Annotated in this window: 23 protein-coding genes; 15 read left to right on the top strand and 8 right to left on the bottom strand. The window is 57.9% G+C overall.

The features are described from left to right. Positions 1–107: 107 nt before the first annotated feature. Complete coding sequence (locus MKFW12EY_RS13805; RefSeq protein WP_054760005.1) at positions 108–290, bottom strand: hypothetical protein; 183 nt, start codon at positions 288–290, stop codon at positions 108–110. A 264-nt stretch (positions 291–554) separates the two neighbouring features. On the opposite strand from MKFW12EY_RS13805, the gene MKFW12EY_RS13800 reads away from it, so the two are divergent. Further along, positions 555–1,631 (top strand): PA0069 family radical SAM protein, encoded by a 1,077-nt coding sequence (locus MKFW12EY_RS13800; protein ID WP_221054612.1) that lies wholly within the window; start codon positions 555–557, stop codon positions 1,629–1,631. Between the two features lie 93 nt (positions 1,632–1,724). Here the strand turns inward: MKFW12EY_RS13800 and MKFW12EY_RS13795 are convergent, their stop codons facing one another. From MKFW12EY_RS13795 to MKFW12EY_RS13775, 5 genes are all read right to left on the bottom strand, one after another. Continuing rightward, positions 1,725–2,096 carry a hypothetical protein gene (locus MKFW12EY_RS13795; protein ID WP_054760003.1) on the bottom strand — a complete coding sequence of 124 codons (372 nt, stop codon included), beginning with the start codon at positions 2,094–2,096 and terminating at the stop codon, positions 1,725–1,727. After that, positions 2,093–2,455, bottom strand: coding sequence for a NifB/NifX family molybdenum-iron cluster-binding protein (locus MKFW12EY_RS13790; protein ID WP_054760001.1), 363 nt, complete (start codon positions 2,453–2,455; stop codon positions 2,093–2,095). The genes MKFW12EY_RS13795 and MKFW12EY_RS13790 overlap by 4 nt, the downstream gene beginning before the upstream one ends. Before the next feature lie 232 nt (positions 2,456–2,687). Then, a complete protein-coding gene (locus MKFW12EY_RS13785) occupies positions 2,688–3,398 on the bottom strand; it encodes a glycine-rich domain-containing protein (RefSeq protein ID WP_221053189.1) in 711 nt (236 codons plus the stop codon). A 9-nt stretch (positions 3,399–3,407) separates the two neighbouring features. Further along, the gene (locus MKFW12EY_RS13780; protein WP_221053188.1) at positions 3,408–4,802 is read right to left on the bottom strand and encodes a DUF6513 domain-containing protein; all 1,395 of its coding nucleotides are present in this window, start codon (positions 4,800–4,802) and stop codon (positions 3,408–3,410) included. Next, positions 4,799–5,335 (bottom strand): flavoprotein, encoded by a 537-nt coding sequence (locus tag MKFW12EY_RS13775; RefSeq protein WP_054759999.1) that lies wholly within the window; start codon positions 5,333–5,335, stop codon positions 4,799–4,801. Before MKFW12EY_RS13775 ends, MKFW12EY_RS13780 begins: the two co-directional genes overlap by 4 nt. A 223-nt stretch (positions 5,336–5,558) precedes the next feature. Here MKFW12EY_RS13775 and MKFW12EY_RS13770 point away from each other — a divergent pair, with 223 nt between their 5' ends. Continuing rightward, positions 5,559–7,187, top strand: a complete 1,629-nt coding sequence (locus MKFW12EY_RS13770) for a nucleotide-binding protein (protein WP_054759998.1) — start codon at positions 5,559–5,561, stop codon at positions 7,185–7,187. Here the strand turns inward: MKFW12EY_RS13770 and MKFW12EY_RS13765 are convergent. After that, positions 7,184–7,885 (bottom strand): ComF family protein, encoded by a 702-nt coding sequence (locus MKFW12EY_RS13765; protein WP_221053187.1) that lies wholly within the window; start codon positions 7,883–7,885, stop codon positions 7,184–7,186. The two genes, MKFW12EY_RS13770 and MKFW12EY_RS13765, sit on opposite strands and share 4 nt — an antisense overlap. Before the next feature lie 67 nt (positions 7,886–7,952). On the opposite strand from MKFW12EY_RS13765, the gene bioB reads away from it, so the two are divergent. The 10 genes from bioB to MKFW12EY_RS13715 all read left to right on the top strand — a co-directional run bounded on the left by bioB (position 7,953) and on the right by MKFW12EY_RS13715 (position 17,430). Next, complete coding sequence (gene bioB, locus MKFW12EY_RS13760) at positions 7,953–8,939, top strand: biotin synthase BioB (protein ID WP_054759996.1); 987 nt, start codon at positions 7,953–7,955, stop codon at positions 8,937–8,939. Further along, positions 8,939–10,099: an 8-amino-7-oxononanoate synthase gene (bioF, locus tag MKFW12EY_RS13755; protein ID WP_221053186.1), complete on the top strand. Its 1,161-nt coding sequence runs from the start codon at positions 8,939–8,941 to the stop codon at positions 10,097–10,099. Before bioB ends, bioF begins: the two co-directional genes overlap by 1 nt. Further along, on the top strand, positions 10,096–10,863 hold the full coding sequence (gene bioH, locus MKFW12EY_RS13750; protein WP_082409702.1) for a pimeloyl-ACP methyl ester esterase BioH: 768 nt from the start codon (positions 10,096–10,098) through the stop codon (positions 10,861–10,863). The genes bioF and bioH overlap by 4 nt, the downstream gene beginning before the upstream one ends. Continuing rightward, entirely contained in the window at positions 10,856–11,641 is a 786-nt protein-coding gene (gene bioC / locus MKFW12EY_RS13745) for a malonyl-ACP O-methyltransferase BioC (RefSeq protein ID WP_054759994.1), read from the top strand. The genes bioH and bioC overlap by 8 nt, the downstream gene beginning before the upstream one ends. Beyond that, a complete protein-coding gene (gene bioD, locus MKFW12EY_RS13740; protein ID WP_054759992.1) occupies positions 11,638–12,333 on the top strand; it encodes a dethiobiotin synthase in 696 nt (231 codons plus the stop codon). The genes bioC and bioD overlap by 4 nt, the downstream gene beginning before the upstream one ends. A 54-nt stretch (positions 12,334–12,387) precedes the next feature. Then, positions 12,388–12,783: a bacteriohemerythrin gene (locus MKFW12EY_RS13735; RefSeq protein ID WP_064027381.1), complete on the top strand. Its 396-nt coding sequence runs from the start codon at positions 12,388–12,390 to the stop codon at positions 12,781–12,783. 247 nt (positions 12,784–13,030) lie between these two features. Further along, a complete protein-coding gene (gene coxB, locus MKFW12EY_RS13730) occupies positions 13,031–14,161 on the top strand; it encodes a cytochrome c oxidase subunit II (protein ID WP_096875947.1) in 1,131 nt (376 codons plus the stop codon). Between the two features lie 53 nt (positions 14,162–14,214). Then, on the top strand, positions 14,215–15,831 hold the full coding sequence (gene ctaD / locus MKFW12EY_RS13725; protein ID WP_054759990.1) for a cytochrome c oxidase subunit I: 1,617 nt from the start codon (positions 14,215–14,217) through the stop codon (positions 15,829–15,831). Positions 15,832–15,994: 163 nt separating this feature from the next. Then, positions 15,995–16,540: a cytochrome c oxidase assembly protein gene (locus MKFW12EY_RS13720; protein ID WP_054759988.1), complete on the top strand. Its 546-nt coding sequence runs from the start codon at positions 15,995–15,997 to the stop codon at positions 16,538–16,540. Between the two features lie 14 nt (positions 16,541–16,554). Further along, positions 16,555–17,430 (top strand): cytochrome c oxidase subunit 3, encoded by an 876-nt coding sequence (locus tag MKFW12EY_RS13715; protein WP_054759987.1) that lies wholly within the window; start codon positions 16,555–16,557, stop codon positions 17,428–17,430. 62 nt (positions 17,431–17,492) lie between these two features. Here MKFW12EY_RS13715 and MKFW12EY_RS13710 read toward each other — a convergent pair whose 3' ends face one another. Beyond that, complete coding sequence (locus MKFW12EY_RS13710; RefSeq protein WP_054760009.1) at positions 17,493–17,756, bottom strand: twin transmembrane helix small protein; 264 nt, start codon at positions 17,754–17,756, stop codon at positions 17,493–17,495. A gap of 81 nt (positions 17,757–17,837) precedes the next feature. Between MKFW12EY_RS13710 and MKFW12EY_RS13705 the strand changes: the two genes are divergently transcribed. From MKFW12EY_RS13705 to ftsY, 3 genes are read left to right on the top strand one after another with little or no spacing between them, the layout of a single operon-like run. After that, positions 17,838–18,581 carry an SURF1 family protein gene (locus MKFW12EY_RS13705; RefSeq protein ID WP_054760007.1) on the top strand — a complete coding sequence of 248 codons (744 nt, stop codon included), beginning with the start codon at positions 17,838–17,840 and terminating at the stop codon, positions 18,579–18,581. Next, on the top strand, positions 18,574–19,161 hold the full coding sequence (locus MKFW12EY_RS13700) for a hypothetical protein (RefSeq protein ID WP_064021259.1): 588 nt from the start codon (positions 18,574–18,576) through the stop codon (positions 19,159–19,161). The genes MKFW12EY_RS13705 and MKFW12EY_RS13700 overlap by 8 nt, the downstream gene beginning before the upstream one ends. Positions 19,162–19,165: 4 nt before the next feature. Then, entirely contained in the window at positions 19,166–21,127 is a 1,962-nt protein-coding gene (gene ftsY, locus MKFW12EY_RS13695) for a signal recognition particle-docking protein FtsY (protein ID WP_221053185.1), read from the top strand. Positions 21,128–21,131 lie beyond the last annotated feature (4 nt).

Genomic DNA, 21,131 nt, shown 5'->3' with positions numbered 1-21,131 from the left:
TGGCGGCGGATTTTTGTTAAAAAAGCCGCGGCTCTCGAACGTCAGTCCGAGCGCCGCGCTAGAGCCGGCCGGCGGCTACAGGGGGAGCTTCTCGGCCGGCCGGAAATTTATCGGTAAGGCACCCGCGGCAGGTCGCGTTCGACTTTGGGATGGCTTTGCGATAACGGAACGTAGGGCGGAATCTGCGGTGCCGGTTTGATTGCTGCTTCGCCGCCGGCAACCAGCTTGAGCTGGTCTGCGGCGATTGGGGTGCCGGTTGTGCTGAATGCGGGATTTCGATGTCGGTGCATGGCGGTCTCCTGGTTTCGATAGTGAATGGCATAGGGGCGCGAGCGGTAGCGGCCGGAAGCCTGCGTCCGGACTAGCCGTTGCCGCGGCCCATTCAGACTTTAAACAAACCGCTGCCGCCCAACTATCGAACATTTCACTGGCAGACTGTGCAATTGTGCGCTCGCTGTGGCATCCGGCCAGCGCTTCCGGCGGCTGCGGCGCCGGGTATAATGACGGCGGCTGCCGGCAGCTTCATTGCCGGCGGCGGTTTTGCGGAGCAGTCGATGTCCAAACCTCTGATTTACAAAGGTCGCGCCAGTATTAGCAATGCCGCCGGCCGCTTCGAGAAGCAAAGCGGCCAGGCCGAAGACGACGGCTGGGGCAGTCTGGATGACGATCTGCCGCCGCTGCCGACCGAAATCGTCGCCGACGCCAGTAAATCGCTGATTACCTATAACGATTCGCCGGATATCCCGTTCGACCGTTCGATTAATCCCTACCGCGGCTGCGAACACGGCTGCATTTATTGCTTTGCCCGGCCGACCCACGCTTATCTGGGCTATTCGCCGGGTCTGGATTTCGAAACCAAAATCCTGGTTAAAGCCGATGCCGCCGAATTGCTGCGCGCAGAGCTGGGCAAACGCAGTTACCGTTGTGCGCCGTTGGCCTTGGGCACCAACACCGATCCCTATCAGCCCTTGGAGCGCCAACAGCGCATCATGCGCGGAATTTTGGAAGTGCTTGCCGAGACCCGGCATCCGGTCAGCATCGTTACCAAGTCGGCCTTAATCGAACGCGACATCGACATTTTGGCCGAGATGGCGAAGCAGGGCTTGGCGTCGGTATGCCTGTCGGTCACGACCTTGGACCGGAGTTTGGCCAGAATCTTGGAGCCGCGCGCCTCGGCACCGCAGCGGCGGCTGGATGCGGTGGCGCGCTTGAACGAGGCCGGCGTGCCGGTCGGCGTGATGGTGGCGCCGTTGATTCCGGTATTGACCGACCACGAACTGGAGCGGATCGCCGCTGCCGCACGCGCGGCCGGCGCGCTCAGCGTCGAATACATATTGTTGCGCCTGCCGTTGGAGACCGCCGAGTTGTTCGCGGAATGGTTGCACCAGCATTATCCGCTGAAGGCCGAGCACATCATGAACCGGGTGCGCGACAGCCGCGGCGGCAAGGCCTACGATGCGGCCTTCCACCAACGTTTGCGCGGCAGCGGGGTCTACGCCGATTTGATTGCCCAACGCTTTGCCTTGGCTCGCAAGAAGCTGGGTCTGGACCGCTCCTTGCCGGCATTGCGCAGCGATTTGTTCCGCAAGCCCGATCCGAGCGGGCAGATGAGCTTCGATTTTTTCGATTGAGCCGGCCGCGCCCGACTTGGTCGCGGCAATTGCGGCCGGCGTATGCCCTAATCCCAGGCCTGGCGCCGGCCTTTGGGGTTGGTGGGAGGAAATTCAGTCTTCGCTATGGTCGGTTGCGGTTTTCGCCGGCAGCAAGCCTTCGGCGCGGATCAGCGCTTTAAAGCCTTTCATGACCGGCCGCGAGATCGCGGTTTCTGCCAACAGGCGTTTTTCGTAGATCAGATATTTCAGCGCTTCGTCAGCGCAATTGCGGGCGGATTCGATCAGTTGGTGAATGTCGGCGTCCAGCAATTGGCCGGGCAGATGTTTGATCCGGTCGTAGAGCAAGGCCATCACCACTTTTTCCTGCGCCGGCATTTTGCATTTGCCGTCCAGGATTTTCAGCATCACCGTCACGGCGCAATCGACTTGAATAGGCGATAACGCATGGGTGGCGGCCCAAGCCGCGACATGTTCCGGCGTCATCCGATTACCTCGCCGGCGGCGCTGCGCCGGGCATAATCCAGTAAGGATTCCTCGACTGCGGCGTAGGCGTATTCGGCGACCGCGCGGACGCCGATGGCGTTAACCTTGGCGGTGGGGCCGTCGCCGATGCGGGCCACGAATACGGCGTGGCAATCCTTGATCGTTTCCAGAATGCCGGCCATCGCCGATTGGTCGGCGTGCTGGCCCAGGCAGTAGTTATCGACGTCGCGGGTTTCCAGCAATTGGCAGGAGTTTTCGCTGACGCTGTAGATGCCGAACTTTTTGGCGTGGCCGAAATGTTCGTTGATCGAGATGCCGTCCTTTGTCGCAACGGCGAGCTTCAAGGCCGGCGCTGGCATAAGGTTTTCTCCGGCTTAGGTAGGTTGGCGAGGGGCGGGCGGTAAGGGTGCAGTCTGGGTTTCATTGTAGTAACAGTTGCGGCGGTTAGGACTTGATTAGCAAGTCCGATACCAAGCGTACAACCCGGACCGGCCGTGGGTTGTAGCTATAGTCCGAGAACGGTTTGTCGGGTTTGCGACAGTTCATAACCGACAAAGCGGCGCTGCGTTGCGAGCGCAACGCTGCCGGCAATTAGTCGCCGCCGCCTCCGCAACCGCCGCCACAGCCCCCCGAATCGCCATCCCCGCCGCTGTCGCTGCTGCCATTGTCATCGCCGAAGCCGTCGGTGTCGCCGTCGAAACTGCTGTCGGCAAAATCGGCGCCGCAATAGGGCGTGCCGCTGCGGCCGTCGTCGTCGGCGCGGGCGATCTGGCCGCGGCAATCGGCGACGTAACTGAAACCGTCGGCGATCTGCAACTTGGCGTCCAGTGCAAACAGGAGCGGTAGCCGGCTGGGTTTTCTCGGGTTGATGTTTTCCTCGCGGCAGCATTGCCACCAGACCCGGCGCAGGCCGGCATTGCTGCGCCGGTTTCGGCTCAACACCACGGCCGGCGTATGGTGCAGAAAGCCGCCGAAGGCTTGGCGGCAGAATTGTTCGTAATGCCGGGTGTAGAGGATGAACTCGTGCCACAAGTCGTCGGCCAGTTGCGATGGCATCGAGACGAAGTTACGGCCGCCATGCAGATAGGCCAGAAAAAACTGGCGCAAGGCGCGGGCGGTCAATTCGCAGTCCTTGCGCGCCAACTGCGGCCGGCGTTTTTGCAATTTTTCGAATAGGCCGGCGGGAAAGGCGTAGCGGCGAATGAAATCGGCGCGGGCGGCGCGGCGCCAGTGTTGCCATAACCAGAGCAGTACCGCGCTGAGTATGGCGATCAGGATCAGTAGCGCGGTTTGGCTGGCCATAAAGCCTCCTTAGCCATCGTGTTTTTTTAAAGTGCTGCCGGCCGGCTTGAAGGTGTGTAAGTCCACGGTCGGCTCCGGGCCTTGGCCGGCGCAGCCCCAGCTTAAGGGTTGGTCTTGGGTGAAACGCTTGCCCAGTTGCCAGGCGATTTCGGCTCGCGCCAATTCCACGCCCAGATAAAAGGCGTGGCCGCCGTCGGTCTCCACCTGCAATTTTGGGTACAGATCGAACGGGTCGGTGGCGGTATGCAGCCCGTCGCGGTTGAAGATGTGGATGCCGTCGCTGCTGACCTGGATCCGGTAGCTGGGGTCTTTGATTTGTCCGGCCAGGCTTTCGATTTCTTCGCGGCTGTTCAGGAACGGCGCGGTCTCGTGCACGGTCATCAAATCCGGGCTGATGTGTTTCGGCAGCGTGTTGTGCTGTTTCGCCGCATGCATGACGCGCCGGGCCACGTCGGCTTCCTTGATTGCACGCCGGGCGTGCTTGCTGACTTCGGTGGCCAAAATATGGTTGATATTCAGCTCCGAGCAAATCCCCAGCAATACCGCATTGATGCCGGAGGTGTCGGCGTGGGTCAATTCGGTCAGGTTGCCGACGCCCATCATCATTTCGATGTCGGGGTAGCGCTGACGGAAGCGGTAATTGCGGACGATGGATTCGGTGAAGCCGAAATGGATCGGGTCCAGGATCGGATCGACGATGAAGGCGCGATTTTTGGCGCTCAAGGTTTCGATGGCGCGATCCAGCGTGGCGAGGTCGCCGTGGGTTTCCGGAATCAGAATCGGCGTCGCCGCTACTTCGTCGGCAATCCACAGGCTCTTATTGGTTAGGCTCAGCAGGTAATCGGCGCCGGCCCGGCCTCCGGCCAGCAGATCGGCGTCCTCCAGCGAATCGATGCTGACTGTGAAGCCTTCCTGCTTCAAGGTTTCGATACAATCGGCCAGATGCGGAAACGGCGTGCCGGGCAGGCAGCCGATGTCTATCACGTCGGCGCCGTTGGCTTTGTAGTAGTGCGCGCGTTCGACGACGGCATCGACGCCGATGTTCGGCGCATCGGTGATTTCGGCGAATATTTTGGTTTGGTATTGGCTCAGGTCGTAATGGTGCGCGGCCATGCCGAAGTGTTGCGGCAGGTCTTTGATTTCTTCCGGGCCGCGCTCGACCGGAATGCCGAAATGCTTGGATAGCATGTCCAGGTCGCCGCGGCAGCGGCCCGGTATCACGATGCGGTCGGCGCCGCCGGTATCGCTGAGCCGGCGGGCGATCATCTCGGCGGTGATCAGCGCCGCGACCGTTACTCCCATCACGTGCACCTTATAGAAGAAATCGGGCTGCATTTTTTCCAGCACCTGCCTGACCTGCTTTTCCGCCAGACGGCCGGTGATGAACAGGATTTTTTCGCTCATAGCCCGGCCAGGCGGGTGTGTACCGCCACGATGAGTTGTTCGACGTCGTCGACGACTTGGGTGTAAGGAAAGCTGCGGATTTTATCGGTGGCTTCCAGGTCGACCGGGCGCGGATAGACCATGAACTTTTTCTTGCCCGGTGCCGTGGTCTCGATTTCCGGCGCGGTATCGCACGGGTAGACGATGCTCGGTACCCGGCATTTGCCGGCTTGCGAATACAGATTGGTTACCAGCGAGTCGGCGATGCCCAGCACGCATTTGGCGATGGTGTTGGACGTGGTCGGCGCCATCACGAAGGTGTGGTAGTAGCCTTTGTAAAACAGCCCGACCGGCGGTGCCGAAGCGGCTTTGTCCCGGTAAATCGGCATTTTGGCGCGGATATCGTCGAGTTTGATGCCGTACATTTTCAGCACTTCCTCGCCGGCCTGGCTTAGGTATAAATCGACGTTATCGAGCGTCAACATGAATTCGAGACATTCTTCGATGTAATGTCCGGAGCCGGTGATAGCCCAGGCAAGGCGTGGCGTGGTCATGGCGTTTCGTTTGGTTTGCAGGTCGCGGCATTATACGTGAAGACTCGGCAAATGCCGCCGAGGCCGCTGGGTGCGTTGTCCGGCCGGCAATGGCCTAACGGATCGATCGGCCATTTAGCCAATGGGGAATTGTCGGATTAAGCGTACAATGCCGGCCCGAATTGTCCGGATATTCCCGGAATCGCCTGTTGTCCGCCGCTACCGTTCCGTTTGCCGTTTTAGTATGGAAAGTCCCGTTTCAGAGTTACAGGATATCAACGTTCTTCGTAAACCGCCGCGGGTGTTGGTGTTTGCCAGCGGCAAGAGCGGGGTCGGTAAATCCAGCCTGGTCGCTAACCTGGCCGCGGCGATGGCTGCGCGCGGCGCGGCGGTCTGCATCATCGACGCCGATACCGGGCTGTCCAATACCGCTACCTTGCTGGGTTTGAGGCCGGCGTTCGGCTTGGAACAAGCGGCCGGCGGCGGAAAGACCTTGGCGGAAGCGATCGTCAAAACCCACGAAGGCGTGGCGGTATTGCCCGGTGCGCAAAGCCTGCTGGCGACGCCTGTGGCAGCCGAGCAACGCGCGAATCTGGAGCGGTCGGTGCGGGAGTTGGAAAGCCAGTACGATTATTTTTTCATCGACTTGCCGGCCGTGCTGACCGACAAGCTCCTGCAATTTGTCGAGGCAGCGAAATATGCTTTTTTGTTGGTTAGCGCCGATCCGGCTGCCTTGACCGACGGCTTTTCGCTGCTGAAAGCCCTCAATGGCCGAAGTTACCGCGGCAGTTTGCGGGTTGTGGTCAATCAGGCCGCCGATTATCCGGCGGCGACCGAAACCTACCGCCGGTTTGCCGCGGTCAGCGAAAAATGCCTGAAACAAAAAGTCGAATACGGCGGGTTCGTCGTCCGCGACGAGAACGTGCCCAAGGCCGTGGCTCTGCAGATGACGGTGATCGATCTGGCGGCCAATTCGCCGGCCAGCCGTTGTTTGTTTTCGCTGGCCGACAACATCGTCAAGCATATCGGCAGCGACCGCGAGGCGCCGGGCTTGGCGGATTATTGGCGGCGGTTGCTGGATGCTGAGCCGACCTTGCCGGCGGCCGAAGCCGCGGAAACCGATGTCGTTGCCGAACCGCCGTTTACGTTTCGCGGCGTGGCCCGCAGTCCAAGCCTGCCGGTCGGCTGCGATTCGCCGCAACGCTTGTTGGCGGATATTAAAAGCCAAGCCCTGGACCAGCCGGCTTTGGAGCAGTTTACCGGCGCTTTCGTCGAAGCCTATTGCGAGCAATTCGGCACCTTTCCGGCGGCGTTCAAGGCGTTGTTTTACCGCTGGTTGGAAACCGAAAATTATGCCGCACCGCGGTTGCTGGAATTGGCTGCGACTTTGGATGCGCTTTACGCCATGCGCCATCAGACGCCGATGTACAGCCTGTCTGAAGCGGTGGCGCGCTTGGTTGCCCAGGTCCAGGGCCAGCCGGAACAGCATCGGGATGCTATTGAGCAGTTGCGCGCCGCGTATCGGCAGGCTTACCAACGCGACGTGTTCGATGCCGAACAGGCTTTGCTGGCCGGTATTGGCAGCGACGATTTCAGCGAGCAACGTTTCGAAGAGCTGTTGCAGAATTTACGCGACGCGTTTCAGGTTCGCTTCAAACGCCCCTACCAAAGCCAGCACGAGTTGTTGCTGAATTCGACCGTCGAAGCCTTGAATACGATGGCGGTGGATCAGCAGAATCTGCAAGAGGAAATCGCGATGTTGGTGCACGGTGTCCAGTTGCTGGGTTCGCGCCGCGAGAAATTGCTGGCGGCGATCAAAACCGTGCAGGATAAGGCGCTGCCGTTCGTGTCGCCGGCGCAACTGGACCGCTAAGCCCGGGCGCAGACCCAAACATCCACCCGGCCGACACCGGCCTGCTTCAATACGCCGGCCAGCGCCGAAACCGTGGCGCCGGTGGTCATCACATCGTCGACGATCGCTACATGGTCTGCCTGCAGCGTTTTCTGCAAGCGAAACGCGCCGCGCATATTCTTCAGCCGCTGTTTGGCCGGTAAGCCGGCCTGGTGCAAGGTGTCCCGACTGCGCACGGCACTGTACAAGTCCAGCGGAATATCGAACCGTCGCGCCAAATGGCGGGCAATCTCGATCGACTGGTTGAAGCCGCGTTCCCGGTAACGTTTCGGATGCAACGGCATCGGCAGCAGCAGTTCGGGTAATTCGGCGCCGGCGGCGATATGTTCGCCGAGCAGCATGGCCAATAGGCGGGCATTTTTATAATCCCGGCCGAATTTCAACTGGCCGATCAGATACGGCATCTGGTAACGGTACAGATAGGGCGCGTAGGTCTCGTCGAACTGCGGCGAGCGTTTCAGGCAGCGCCCGCACAAGCTCGGCAGAGCGAGCTCGCTAGCGAAGGGTTCGCCACAACGGTAACAGCAGCACAGATTGCGCGGCAAATCGCCCAAACAGCCCGCGCACAAATCCAAATCGGCAAAGCCGGTGTCGCCGCACAACACGCAACGCGGCGGAATCAGGTTTCGTTGTATAATCTTCAGCCAGTTGTTTACCATTTGTTTGCAATCAGGTTGATAAGTGGGTGTAAAACCCCGGCCTCATATTATTTCGGAGAGTAACAGAATGTCTGCAAGCCAAAAACCCTTGGAATCGGCGGCGCTTCGCCACGACTGGCAATTGCATGAAGTCGAAGCCTTGTTTGGCATGCCGTTTAACGATCTGATTTTTCAGGCGCAAACGGTGCATCGTGCCTGTTTCGATCCGAACGAAGTGCAGGTCAGTAGCCTGCTCAGTATTAAAACCGGTTCTTGTTCCGAGGATTGCGGTTATTGTCCGCAAAGCGCGCGCTACGATTCGGACTTGGCGCCCGAAGCGTTGATGCCGGTCGATGCGGTATTGCAGGCCGCGCAACGGGCCAAGGCGGAGGGTGCATCGCGCTTCTGCATGGGCGCGGCCTGGCGCAGTCCGAAAGACCGCGATATCGAACGGGTGGTGGAAATGGTCAAAGGCGTCAAAGCCTTGGGCATGGAAACCTGCGTCACGCTGGGCATGTTGACCGACAAGCAAACCCAGGCTTTGAAAGCAGGCGGGCTGGACTATTACAACCACAATCTGGATACCTCGGAAGATTATTATTCGGAAATCATAACCACCCGTACCTACCAGGACCGGCTGGATACCTTGGAGCGGGTGCGCGACGCCGGCATCAACGTTTGCTGCGGCGGTATCGTCGGCATGGGCGAGTCGGAAACCGACCGTGCCAAATTGCTGTTGCAGTTGGCCAATTTGCCGAAGCATCCGGAGAGCGTGCCTATCAATATGTTGGTGCAAGTGCAGGGTACGCCGTTGCACGGTACCGAAACGCTGGACCCAATCGTGTTCGTGCGGACTGTGGCGGTGGCCCGGATCATGATGCCGCAATCTCGGGTGCGCTTGTCGGCCGGACGTACCCAAATGAGCGACGAGATGCAGGCTTTGTGTTTCCTGGCCGGCGCTAACTCGATTTTCTACGGCGACAAATTGCTGACCACCGACAATCCGATGACCAACCAGGACAAGCAGTTGTTCGCCAGGCTCGGCGTGCGGATGGGCGGCTCCAGCTACGCCTGATGTCGAATCGGTTTTACGATTTTTCCGCAAGCCTGCAGCAGTTAGAACAGCAAAATCTGTATCGGCGCCGGCGCATTGTCGACGGGCCGCAGGCGGTCGAATTGCAGGTCGAGGGCCGTCGCTTGCTGAATTTTTGCAGCAACGATTATCTGGGTCTAGCCAATCATCCGGACGTGGTCGCGGCGTTCCGGAGCGGCGCCGACCGTTACGGCTGCGGCAGCGGCGCCGCGCATTTGATTTGCGGCCACAGTTCGGCGCACCATGCCTTGGAACAGGAATTGGCCGCGTTCACCGGCCGGGAGCGGGCGTTGCTGTTTTCGACCGGTTACATGGCCAATCTGGGAGCGATCTCGGCTTTGGTCGGCCGCGGCGACTATGTGTTCGAGGACCGGCTCAATCATGCGTCGCTGCTGGACGGCGGTTTACTGTCTGGCGCCCGGTTTCAGCGTTACCGCCACGCAGACAGCGAAGACCTGCAGGCCAAGCTTGCGCGGGCTCAGGGCAGGGCGTTAATCGTCAGCGACGGCGTATTCAGTATGGACGGCGATGTGGCGCCTTTGCCGGAGTTGGCGCGGCTGGCGGACGCATGCCAAGCCGGATTGTTGATCGACGACGCCCACGGTTTCGGCGTGTTGGGTCGTAACGGCGGCGGCGTGGTCGAACATTTCGGCCTTTCCGCCGAGCAAGTGCCGATCCTGATGGGCACGCTAGGCAAAGCCTTCGGCAGCTTCGGCGCGTTCGTTGCCGGTTCGGCAGAATTGATCGAATATCTGATTCAAAAAGCCAGAATGTACGTTTTCACCACGGCCATGCCGGCGGCGGTGGCTGAGGCCACCCGCGCCGGTTTACGGTTGCTGCAAGCCGAATCCTGGCGGCGGGAACAGTTGCAAGAATTGATTGGCCATTTCCGCCGCGGCGCCGAGCAACAGGGCTTGCCGCTGATGGATTCGGCCACGGCGATCCAGCCGCTCGTGGTTGGCGACAGCGGCCGCGCGCTAGCCGCCAGTCGGCAGTTGGCGGATTTGGGATTTTGGGTCGGCGCGATCCGGCCGCCGACCGTGCCTGCCGGTAGCGCCCGTTTGCGGATCACGTTTACCGCGCACCATAGTCTGCAACAAGTCGACGCGTTACTGGCGGCGCTGGGCAAGGTGTTGCGGTGAGCGGCATCCATTGCGAAGTCCACGGCCACGGCCAGGGCCGGCCGTTGGTGATGCTGCACGGTTGGGCCATGCACAGCGGTATTTGGCGCGAGTTTGCCCGGCAGTTGGCCGAACGGCGGCAGGTGATTTGTCTGGATTTGCCGGGGCACGGCCGCAGTGCACCGATAGCGAATTTCGAAATGCCGGCCATTGTCGAGGCCTTGCTGGCGGCAATTCCGCTGCCGAGTTTCGATTTGTTGGGCTGGTCCTTGGGCGCGACGGTCGCCATCGATATGGCTGCCGTGTGTCCCGACCGCGTCCGCTGTTTGACATTGTTGGCGGGCAATCCGCGTTTCGTCCGCGAACCCGGCTGGCCGGGAGTCAAGCCGGAGGTGCTGGACAGTTTTGCCGAGTTGCTCGGTAACGACGCTAAACAGACGCTGCAACGGTTTTTGGGTTTGCAAGTGCAAGGTTTGCCGCATGCCAAAGCCCTGTTGCAACAGTTGAAACACAGTGTGGCGGAGTGCGATGCGCCGGATTTTGCGGCGTTGCAGGGTGGGTTGCGGATTTTGAAGCTGCACGACGCGCGCGATAAATTGGCCGCATTAAAGCTGCCGATACGGGTGATCCAGGGCGACAAGGATACCCTGGTCCCTGTGGCGACGGCTGCCGCGTTGCGGGATTTGCAGCCGGCGCTGCAGATACAGGTGTTGCCAGGCGCCGGACACACGCCGTTTCTCAGTCATCCGCAAGCCCTCGTCGATATTCTGCTGGGCGATGGTTGATTCGGCACTGTTGGACAAGGCCAAAGTCCGGCAGTCGTTTGCCGCTGCGGCCGAAGGTTACGATGCGTTAGCCGGTTTGCAGCGCCGGGTCGGCGAAACCTTGTTGGCAAAATCTTCCTGTGCCGCTTCGCCTTGGCCGCTGTTGGACATCGGTTGCGGTACCGGTTTTTTGACCCGGCATTTGGCTGGGCGGGCGCCGGCTAGCGTTGCATTGGATATCGCGCTACCGATGTTGCAGACCGCGCGGCGAAACTGCACCGGTTTGCCGGCTGCCTACGTCTGCGCCGATGCCGAACGCTTGCCGTTCCGCGACGGCAGTTTTGGCCAGATCTATTCCAATTTGGCGGTGCAATGGTGCGAAGATTTAAGGGCTCTGCTGGCCGATTGCCGGCGAGTGCTTTGCGCCGACGGTCGTTTGGCTCTGTCGACTTTCGGTCCGCGCACCTTGGCGGAATTGAAGGCGGCCTGGGGCAAGGTCGACGATTTTGCCCACGTCAACGAGTTTTATAGTGTCGAGCAGATTCGCCGGTTTCTGATTGCGGCCGGGTGGAGCCGTTTCGAACTGGAAGCCGAGTTAGTCTGCCAGCCCTATCCGTCGGTGTTAGCGCTGATGCGGGAACTGAAAGGAATCGGCGCCCACAATGCCAGCATTCGCCGGAATCCCCGGCCAACCAGTCGGGCGTCTCTGCAACGCATGATTGCGCATTACGAGGCGGCGATGGCTGACGGCCCGATTGTTGCGAGTTATGAAATTATTTATCTACGGGCGATGCGATGAAAATGGCTTATTTCGTCACCGGGACCGATACCGATATTGGTAAGACTTGGGCCACGGCCGCATTGCTGCACCGTTTCAGGCGCGAGGGCTATTCGGTAGCGGGGATGAAGCCGGTGGCGGCCGGTTGCGAGCGGCGTGGCGGCAAATTACAGAACCAAGATGCTTTGCTGTTGATGCAAAACGCGTCGGTCGGCGCGGAATACGACTTGGTGAATCCTTATGCCTTCGAACAGCCGGTGTCGCCGCATTTGGCGTGCGGCGGAGCCGACGTGGAACCGGCAATTATCTCGGCAGCCTTCGGCGCCTTGCAGCAGCGGGCGCAGGTGGTATTGGTCGAGGGAGCGGGGGGCTGGTACTCGCCGCTGAGCTTAACATTGGACAATGCCGGACTGGCTCGGATATTGGGTTTGCCGGTGCTGGTCGTGGTCGGTATCAGGCTCGGTTGCCTGAACCACGCGCGGTTGACGTTGCAGGCCGTCGCCGAATCCGGCTTGCCCTGTGCCGGTTGGGTTGCCGTGCAAATCGTCGAGCATATGCCGTACTTTGCCGAAAATGTGGCGTATTTGCAGGCCGAGTTGCCGGCGCAGTTCCTGGGCATGTTGCCCTATTCGGAAGCCGGCGATTTTGAGTTTTTGTCAAGTGGCCTGCGGCTGCCAACCTGGCAAAATATTGATCTACATCAAGAAAATTAATCGGCGGATGTTGAGAATGACGGCTCCATTACAACTATAACCAGGAGACGTTTTATGGCTTTAATCACTTGGACCGCAGCACAATACGGCACCAACGTTGGCTTTGCCGATCAAGAACACCAAACTCTGTTCGGGTTGTTGAACAAGTTGTACGACGACGCAACCGGCGGCGCGGCGCGGGCAACCGTCGGCGCTTCGTTGGATGCGTTGATTGCCTATGTGGTCGACCATTTCGCCCACGAGGAAAAGGAAATGCAGGCCAAAGGTTTCGGCGGTTACGAGCGGCATAAGGCCGAACACGATGCGCTGGTCGGTATTTGCGCCGATTTGCAGAAGAAATTCCATGCCGGCGAAGCCGACGTCACCGACGAGGTGGGGCAAATGGTCAAAAGCTGGTTGGACAGCCATATTCCGACGTACGATAAGGCTTATGCAGAAGTATTAAGCTAAGTCAATCGAAAAATCGGCGGCAATGCCGTGGAGGCTTGCGGGCAGCGATGTCCGCGAGCCTTTTTTATGTCGATACGGTGCAAACGGGAAAAGCTCTTCTGGTCTGCCGGGGAGTCATGGGTTAAAATTGCCCAGTTTATTTATGACAATTATCTGTAAAGGGAGTTTGTTGCCTGTTTGGTGTCGGGCGGCAAGGTTACGACGATATAACGCATACAAGTTTATAACTACCAATGGGGGCTGCTCCGTGAAGAAAACCAAGCAACTGCTCGCATGTCCGGTTCTGATGGCTTTAGGGCTCGGATCGGCGCATGCGGACTACACACTCAATCTGACGAAAGGCGTGACCCAGCTCAGTAACGAGTTGTACGACCTGCACATGTTGATCATGTGGATCTGCGTTTTTATCGGCATCGCGGTATTCGGCACGATGTTTTATTCGATTTACCACCACCGCAAATCCAAAGGCCATCAAGCCGAGCAGTTCCACGAAAACACCACGGTCGAGATCATCTGGACCATCATCCCCACCCTGATTCTGGTCGGCATGGCGATTCCGGCGACCAAAGCCGTAGTCGATCTGGACCGCACCCAGGAATCGGAAATGTCGATCAAGGTGACCGGCAAGCAATGGTACTGGGATTACGAGTACCTGGACAACGGCATCCATTTCGAAAGCCATCTGGACGAAGCCAGCGAACGGGTGCATCGCGTCAGCACCATGGATCCGCGCTCGGTACCCAACTACCTGTTGAACGTCGACAAACCGTTGGTGGTTCCGGTCAAAAAGAAAATCCGTTTCCTGTTTACCGCGGCCGACGTGATCCATTCCTGGTGGGTACCCGAACTGGGCTGGAAAAAAGACGCCAATCCCGGATTCGTCAACGAAGCGTGGACCTACGTCGACAAGCCCGGCACTTACCGCGGCCAATGTACCGAATTGTGCGGCCGCGACCACGGCTTCATGCCGGTGGTCGTGATTGCGATGGAACAAGACCAGTACGACGCCTGGGTTAAAGCTACCCTGGACAAGCAAAACCAAGCTCCCGATTTGAGCGACCAAACCCGTAACTCGCTGATGGCTCACGGCGAATCGGTTTACCTGAAAAACTGCGTGGCTTGCCACCAGATCGACGGCAAAGGTATTCCGGGTTGGTTTCCGGCTCTGAGCGGCAGCGCCAAAGTGACCGGTAACATGGACCAATTGATCGGCTTCATCCAAGCCGGTACCAGCAAAATGCCGGCTTTCCGCAAATTGCCGGATAACGAATTGGCCGAGCTGATTACCTACATCAGAAACGCTCCGGCGCTGGGCAACAACGTGGGTGATGAAATTCAGCCCAACAAAATCACACCCAAATGGGACGATGATGAGTAATTCGTTGAATCACGCATTGAACTCATTTTCTATTTTTTGCTGAGGTATAAAGTATGACTGCTGTCGTAGCTGAACATGATGATCATCACGATCACCACGATCACGGCCCGGAAAAGGGCATTTTACGGTGGATAATCACCACCAACCATAAGGACATCGGTACCCTGTACCTGGTATTCGCATTGGCGATGTTTTTCGTCGGCGGCACCATGGCGCTGATCATCCGCTCCGAGTTGTTCGAACCCGGCCTGCAATTCGTCGATCCGAACTTCTTCAACTCGATGACGACCATGCACGCGCTGGTGATGGTATTCGGCGCCGTAATGCCGGCTTTCGTCGGCTTGGCCAACTGGATGATCCCGATGATGATCGGTGCGCCGGATATGGCGTTGCCGCGGATGAACAACATGAGCTTCTGGATGTTGGTCGCTGGCGTCTTGTTGCTGGCCAGCACACTGTTCATGGAAGGCGGAGCTCCGGCCGCCGGCTGGACCTTGTATCCGCCGCTGGTGTTGCAAACCGGAAAAGCGTTTCCGTTTGCGATTTTCTCGGTGCACATGTTGGGTATTTCTTCGATCATGGGGGCGATTAACGTGATCGCGACCATCTTCAACATGCGCGCGCCCGGCATGACGTTGATGAAAATGCCGTTGTTCGTCTGGACCTGGCTGATCACCGCGTTCCTGCTGATCGCGATCATGCCGGTATTCGCTGGTGCGGTAACCATGTTGTTGACCGATAAATTCTTCGATACCAGCTTCTTCGATGCGGCCGGCGGCGGCGATCCGGTGCTGTACCAACACATCTTCTGGTTCTTCGGCCATCCTGAAGTATATGTGATGATTCTGCCGACCTTCGGCGTGGCTTCGACCATCATTCCGGTATTCGCCCGTAAACCGCTGTTCGGTTACGCTTCTATGGTTTATGCGACCGGTGCGATTGCTTTCCTGTCCTTCATCGTTTGGTCTCACCATATGTTCACCGTCGGTTTGCCTGTGGCAGGTGAGTTGTACTTCATGTACGCGACGATGCTGATTGCGATTCCGACCGGCGTGAAAGTTTTCAACTGGACCGCGACGATGTGGAAAGGCTCGATGACCTTCGAAACGCCGATGCTGTTTTCGATCGCGTTCGTCGTGCTGTTCACGATGGGGGGTTTTACCGGTTTGATGATGTCCGTGGCGCCGGTGGATTTTCAATACCACGATACTTATTTCATCGTTGCCCACTTCCACTACACGTTGGTCCCTGCTTCGGTGTTCATCCTGATGGCGGCCGGCTATTTCTGGCTGCCTAAGTGGACCGGCAATATGTACAACGAGAAAATCGGCAAACTGCATTTCTGGTTGTCGGCGATTTCGGTCAACATCCTGTTCTTCCCGCAACACTTCCTGGGCTTGGCCGGTATGCCGCGCCGGATTCCGGACTACGCGGTCCAGTTCGCGGATTGGAACATGGTATCCAGTATCGGTGCCTTCATTTACGGTTTCAGCCAATTGTTGTTCGTTTACATCGTGATCGACACGATTCGCGGCGGCACCGGCGAAAAAGTCAGTGACGAAGTCTGGGAAGACGCCAGCAAGCACAGTCTGGAATGGACCGTGCCTTCGCCTGCGCCTTACCACACCTTTACTACTCCACCGGAAAAAATTCCGACAGAGCATTTCTAAGTCGGTAATAACGATGCCGGTTGATTGCCCTGCCGGGAAATACCCGGCAGGGCATCGCGAGGAGCAACATGGATATTAAAAAGAAAAATATTTTGACGGCGGTGGTGTTGGCAGCAATCGCGATAACCATCTACGTGTTGGCGGTTATGAAGGCCATGTCGCAATGAGCGACGATGGTTTAGAAAAGAAAAATAGTCGTTTGGCGGTGAAACTGGTTTTGTTCGCCGCGATGATGTTCGGCTTCGGTTACGCACTGGTCCCGCTGTACAACGTACTGTGCGATTTGGTGGGCCAGAACGCCAAAGTCGAGACCGTGGCAAAACAAGAAACCGCGTTCCAGCCCGAACAAAATCGGGAAGTGACGGTAGAGTTTCTGACGTCGTTAAACCGGTCGGTGCCGATGGCGTTCAAGGCCGAGACGTCCAGTTTGAAGGTGCATCCCGGCCAATATTACTCGGTGGGCTTTTATGCCAAGAACCTGAGCGACCGGCGGTTGAAGGTGCGGGCAGTGGCGACGTATGCGCCGGGTCAGGTCAAGGAATATGTGACCAAAGTGATTTGCTTCTGCGAATTGGAGCAAATCTTCGAACCGAACGAAGAAAAAAATATGACCGTGCGCCTGGTGGTCGATCCCAAGCTGCCGGAGCGTTATAAAACCATTACGCTGTCTTACACTTTTTTTGAAATTACTGAAAATTCTGAAAATTAACGAAGGGGAAGGTTATGTCGACAAACGCAGCTTATTACATCCCGCATAAAGCCACGTGGCCGGTGATGGCGACCGCCGGCTTGATGCTGACGCTGGCGGGCTTTGCCAACTATTTGAACGGAAATACCGCAGGTTCCGGCATGATGATTACCGGTTTTCTGGTTTTCGTTGCGATGCTGGGGGCTTGGTTTGCGTTGCAAGCCACCGAGAGCGAATCCGGCATGTATAACCACGGCGTGGGTATTTCCTACCGGATGGGCATGATGTGGTTCATTTTCTCGGAAGTGATGTTCTTTGCCGTGTTCTTCGGCGCCTTGTGGTATACCCGTAACCTGTCCGTCTCCTGGTTGGGCGAAACCGGCGCTACCAGCGGTCCGGGCCGTTCCACCCACGACATATTGTGGCCGGCTTTCCAAGCGGTGTGGCCTACCAACGGTCCCGGCAAAGTCGGCGGCGATTTCGAACCGATGGGCGCTTTCGGTCTGCCGTTTCTGAACACGCTGATTCTGTTGACCAGCGGCGTAACCTGCACCTGGGCTCACCACGGCTTGTTGGCTAAAAATCGTAGCCAATTGATCAAAGGCTTGGCGGCAACCGTCGGTTTGGGCTTTTTGTTCGTCGCGTTTCAAGCCAGCGAGTACCACGAAGCTTACGCCGAAATGGGTTTGACTTTGGGTTCCGGCATTTACGGATCTACGTTCTTTATGTTGACCGGTTTCCACGGTTTCCACGTCTGCGTCGGTGCGATCATCTTGTCGGTGGTCTTATTCAGAAGTTGGAAAGGCCACTTCACACCGGAAAACCATTTTGCCTTCGAAGCGGCTGCCTGGTACTGGCACTTCGTCGACGTGGTCTGGTTGGGTTTGTTCGTGTTCGTTTATCTGCTGTAAATTCGAACGCTACGCATGAAAAAGCGCGGTCTGTGCGGATCGCGCTTTTTTTTTGTGCAAAATCAAGGTTTCGGCGGGTTGGCAGCAGAGGCGGCAGGACTACCGTGCATACGCAGGCCGATGCCGTGGGGTTGAATCAAGCCGGTGGCGAAGGCGATAAACAGCAAAATAAACACCGCCAGCGACACGCCGATCCTGACGGTCAAGGCTTTTGCGGCCTTCTTCGAATCCTCGTCGTCCTTATGTTTGACGATATGGAACAACGCCGAACCGAGACTAATGACGATGGCGATAAATGCGGCAATGATGAGGATTTTAATGAGCATGTCGGCGGAACCGGATAAAAATAAGCATTTTCGGCGAATAAAGTGTGCTTGCCAATAGCGGGGCAACGCTTGGGAAACATTATGGTCAGATTCAATTTATTCGGTGTCGAGTTTCAGTTCGCTTGGCCCATGCTAGCCGGCTACGTGGTGTTGCTGGCGTTACTGTGTAACTTGGGCTTCTGGCAGCTGCGGCGCGGTGCGGAAAAGCAAGTTTTATTGGATGCGCAGCAGGCGGCGTTGTCCGCTCCGGCCTTGGATTTGAACGGCGATGTGTTTGTCGATGCGGCGGAGTACCGGTACCGGCCGGCGATTTTGCGAGGACACTACGATCGAGCGCATCAGATTCTGATCGACAATCAGATTTTGGACGGTAAAGCGGGGTATCTGGTGTTGACGCCGTTTTTGCCCGGTAACGGCCAAGCCGCCGTGTTGATCAACCGCGGCTGGATAGGTTTGGGCGCGTCGCGCGATATTACGCCGGATTTGGCGATAGCCGGGCAAATAGACACTGTGCAAGGGCGGATTAACCGATTTCCGGAACCCGGCATCCGGTTGCAGGGCGCCGAAATTCCCGGCGACAGCTGGCCGGTCAGGGTGCAAATCGTCGATACCGGCCTGTTGGCCGAGAAGTTGGGTTACGCCTTGGCTGATTACCAAATCGAATTGAATTCGGATCAAGCGGAGGGCTACCGCCGCGAATGGAAAACCGCGGTGGCGATCCCGCCTGAAAAACACCGAGCCTATGCAGTACAATGGTTCGGTTTGGCATTGGCCTTAACCGTTCTGTTTATTTGGCACAGCAGCCGTAAAGCACACCGTGGATAAACAACATCGTAAAAACCGTATTACTATTTTGGTCATTTTCGCCATGTCGGTGATCCCGTTCGGCATTGCCTGGTATCTGGCTAAACATCCGGGCACCGTTCGGCTCGGCACCAACCACGGCGAATTGATCAGTCCGCCGTTGGCTACCGAAGCCGGCGAATTTTCCGGCGCCGACGCCTTTTCCGCGGAAAACATCGGCGAGTTGAAAGGGCATTGGATCTTGGTCAATCCGGTAGCCGGCCCATGCGGCGAAATATGCCGCGAGGCGCTGTATAAAACCAATCAGATCGGTTTGATGGTGGGTAAGGACATCGCCCGGATTCGGCGTTTGGCCTTGGTATTCGATAGCAATCTGCCGCTGCCGGCCGAATGGAGGGATGACGGCCGCTTGCTGAAGGCCTTGCCGGCACCAAGCTTGCAACAAAAACTAACAACAATAAACCCAAGTCCGCTACCGGACGGTAGCCTGCTGATCATGGATCCGTTGGGTAACCTGATGATGAAATATGCGCCCGGTTACGATCCGTATCAGGTCAGAGACGACTTGAGCAAGTTACTCAGAATTTCACAAATCGGTTGATCACATGTTCAGAAAACTCACCCTGTGCTGCGCCTTGTTGGCGCTGCTAGTCATCGTCGTCGGCGCCTACGTTCGCCTGACCCACGCCGGATTGGGCTGCCCGGATTGGCCGGGTTGTTACGGTAAAGCCTTCGTCAGCGACAGTCCGGAATTCAAAGCGGACGCCGCAGCCGGTTTTCCGCAACAAGCGCTCGATACTGCCAAGGCTTGGAAAGAAATGGCACACCGTTATTTGGCGGGCGGCCTGGCTGCGTTGGCTCTGGTTTGGTTCGGGTTGGCCTGGCGCCAGAGCCAGCGCGGCGTTGCGCTGGCTTCCAGCGGTGTGGTTTTGGCGCTGATTGCCGCACAGGCGGCGCTGGGCATGTGGACCGTAGCCTCCGGCACTATGCCCATCGTGGTTGCTAGCCATCTGCTGTTGGGATTTGCCACGTTTTGGGCGATCGCCTGGAGTTACTTGCGGCTGCATCCGGGTTTGACGCCCAGAGCGGCGAAGTCGGGGCCGACCTGGTTCGCCTGGTTTGGGATACTCGTGCTGTTGGCGCAAATCGGCTTGGGCGGATGGGTTAGCAGCAATTATGCCGGTCTGGCCTGTACCGATTTTCCGCGTTGTAACGGCCAATGGTTGCCCGCTACCGATTACCAACGCGCATTCGATCTGTTCGGCAACGCCGATGCCCTGTCGGCCGATGCCAAAATGGCAATCCAAGCGGTACACCGCATATTCGCCGGTTTTGCGTTTCTGGTGCTCAGCGGCTTGATGTTGGTTGCGACCTCGGAGCGCTATCCCAAGCCGGTGCGCATGGCTGGCAACGCGCTGAGTTTGCTATTGTTGATCCAAATCGCGCTTGGCGTATTCGCGGTCAAGTACACGCTGCCGTTGCCGTTGGCGGTCGCGCATAACGCATTTGCGGCTTTGTTGATGCTGCCGTTGTTGGCAATTTTACTGTTCAGCCGTTACCGCCTCGGCGACGAAGTCGAAGAAGCCGGCGAGTTGCCGGTGCCGGCCGTCACCGCCGAGCCGGCTGCCGCACCGCCGGCCAGCCAGGAATCTTTATACCTGCGCTTGTCCAGCCAATTGCGGAAAACCCGCAGTGGGCTGAGCGGAGTATTGGGCAGTTTGGCATTCGGCCAAAAAGCCGTAACCAAGGAACTGCTCGACGAGCTGGAAGCCAATTTATTGATGGCCGACATGGGCGTCGAGACCACCACGCAGATCATCAAACAACTAACCGATACCCTGGAGCGCGACCAACTCAGCGATGGCGACGTGTTGACTGCGACGTTGAAACAAAACTTGCAAGACATGCTGCAGCCGTGTAGCCAGCCGTTGCAGATCCCGCAACAGGATGGGCCGTTCGTGATTTTGGTGGTCGGCGTCAACGGCGTCGGCAAGACTACGTCTATCGGCAAATTGGCCAAACGCCTACAGCAGCAAGGCCACAGCGTGATGCTGGCGGCCGGCGACACCTTCCGCGCCGCGGCGGTGGAGCAATTGCAAACTTGGGGCGAGCGCAACAATATCCAGGTGGTAGCCCAGCATACCGGCGCCGATTCGGCCTCGGTGATTTTCGACGCACTGCAATCGGCCAAAGCCAAAAACATCGATGTGTTGATCGCTGATACCGCTGGCCGGCTACACACCAAATCCAATTTGATGGACGAGTTGAAGAAGATCAAACGCATCATGGGCAAGTTGGACGAATCCGCGCCGCACGAAGTATTGCTGATTCTCGACGCCGGCACCGGCCAGAACGCGTTGTCGCAAGCCAAATTATTCAACGAAGCGGTCGAATTGACAGGTATCGCCTTGACCAAATTGGACGGTACCGCCAAAGGCGGTATCATTTTCGCGTTGGCCAACCAATTGCGGGTGCCGATCCGTTTTATCGGCGTCGGCGAACAGATAGACGATTTACAGGACTTCGACGCGAAAAGCTTCGTCGATGCGCTGTTCGTAAAAGACTGAGCTT

Source organism: Methylomonas koyamae, from assembly GCF_019669905.1.
Classification (GTDB): domain Bacteria; phylum Pseudomonadota; class Gammaproteobacteria; order Methylococcales; family Methylomonadaceae; genus Methylomonas; species Methylomonas koyamae.
Note: the sequence above shows the minus strand (reverse complement) of the source record. Positions and strands in the feature narration are given on the sequence as shown.